Here is a 958-nt window from a genome sequence, read left to right as displayed (position 1 = left end):
TTTCAGGTAGTTAGAAATTGACGTTTGTATGTATTCCGAAGATGGTTTCGTTTCCGACGCGTTTCAGGCCGCTTGCGTAACGCGGGTCGGATGTTCCGCCCTGCGGGTGCCAGACATATTGGAAATCCGGCTGCAGGACGAGCCACGGGGTAACCTGCGCCTGGTATGTGACCTCAAGATGGTTTTCGTTTCCCGGCACGATGGAGCCTGCGTCGCGGTTATACTGTCTCCACCCGGAGCTTGAACGCCCGATTCCCCAGCCGACGCCGACGGTGTCGTTATCCCGTCCCCTGAAGGGCGCCTTGAGGTTGATGCCTGCATCCGCGGCGAAGCTGATGAGGTTCCTGTCGCCGCTATTGCCTGTTGCGCGAACGAAGATACCGACGGATTGGGGTGATGTGCGCGATGGTCGCCACAGCATCTGGTCAATGATGCCATAGACCATCCAGTTTCCGCGATCCCATCGCGGGTATCCGCCCTGTGCGCCGAGGGAGGCGCCCTGACGGTTATAGCGGTAATCGGGGAACTTTGCGGTGTCATAGAAACCGCCAAGTTTATAGATCCCGGGCAGGCCGGGGTCCTTGGTGGCCTTTGACATGTCGTCTGGCTGCGGGTTGAGCGCATATTGCAGTTCGGTAATCAGCAGTGCGCCCGTGCCCATGTTGAAGCGTGTGCCGCTGCCGTCATTTGTAACCTGGTTTGTGGGGTCAGCACTGTTGCCGCCCTGTATGCCGAAAGAGTTGTAGCGGTTTCCGGGGGGATTGTCGTCTGCGGCTGCGAACATGAAGGTGAAGGTGTCTGTGGGCCTGTAACGGATGCGCACGGCGGGGGAGGAGAGGGGCCATGAGGGGCCGCCGCCATACAGGTTGACGGACGGGGCCATGGGCCATCCGAAATTGGAGTTCAGGTAGAGCGATCCGTAATCGCTGATGAGGAATTCGGTATCAAGGTCCTGCTG

At 59.0% G+C, this 958-nt stretch carries 1 protein-coding gene; it reads right to left on the bottom strand.

The window, feature by feature from the left end; translation table 11 throughout:
- Positions 1-10: 10 nt before the first annotated feature.
- Positions 11-958, bottom strand: a 948-nt coding sequence (locus B7G66_RS16915; protein WP_048859450.1) for a carbohydrate porin, incomplete at its 5' end; no start/stop codon positions are given.

This window comes from Novacetimonas hansenii JCM 7643, assembly GCF_000964405.1.
Lineage (GTDB): Bacteria > Pseudomonadota > Alphaproteobacteria > Acetobacterales > Acetobacteraceae > Novacetimonas > Novacetimonas hansenii.
Note: the sequence above shows the minus strand (reverse complement) of the source record. Positions and strands in the feature narration are given on the sequence as shown.